Genomic DNA, 657 nt, shown 5'->3' on the forward strand with positions numbered 1-657 from the left:
TCTGGCGGCCTTCCAGCGGGCCAGCAGGAACTCCAGCGCCAAAACCAGCAGGAATCCGCAGGCGTAGGCCAGCACGTCCATCCAGTCGGCCACCGACCCCAGCAGAATCTTCAGCACGCGGTTCTGCACATGCCAGCCATTGGCACTGGCCACATACTGGGCCAGCTCCACAAGACAACCCACCGCAAACGCCACCAGCGCCAGGCCCAGGGTGTTGGCCTTGACCACGGTCTTGAGCAGAAAGTACACCCACACCACAGCCAACACGTCGCCCACAAAGCCCCGCAGCCAGCGGTGGTGCGACCACACAGTCGCGATCAGCACTTCAATGATGAAGATGAAGAGGGCCCAGAGCGCCGCCTCGCGGTCAAAGCGCAGCTTCACGCGGGGAGTGCCCGTCTCAGTCGGGGACATGGATGCGTGCCTTCACATGCTTCAGGTTGGCCACGATGGTGAAAGTCATGACCACCAGCAGCGACCACGAACTCCATTTGCCCACATGGACAAGGGACCATGCACCCAGCTGATTGGGGTAGTGCCACAGGCTGAAAAACGTGCTGATGTTTTCAGCCACCCAGATAAAAAACCCGATCAGCAAAAAGGCCAGCAGCAAGGGCATGCTGCGGTCCCTGTCATAAGGCCGGTAGATCACCGAAG

Annotated in this window: 2 protein-coding genes; both read right to left on the reverse strand. The window is 60.3% G+C overall.

The window, feature by feature from the left end; all coding sequences use genetic code 11:
• Positions 1–414, reverse strand: a 414-nt coding sequence (locus AC1D0Z_RS23630; RefSeq protein WP_477660547.1) for a ribosomal maturation YjgA family protein, incomplete at its 3' end; no start/stop codon positions are given.
• Positions 401–657 (reverse strand): DUF817 family protein (locus AC1D0Z_RS23635; RefSeq protein WP_477660548.1); only part of this gene is annotated, 257 nt, incomplete at its 5' end. The genes AC1D0Z_RS23635 and AC1D0Z_RS23630, both read right to left, overlap by 14 nt.

It is taken from the genome of Polaromonas sp. P1_E3 (assembly GCF_056405935.1).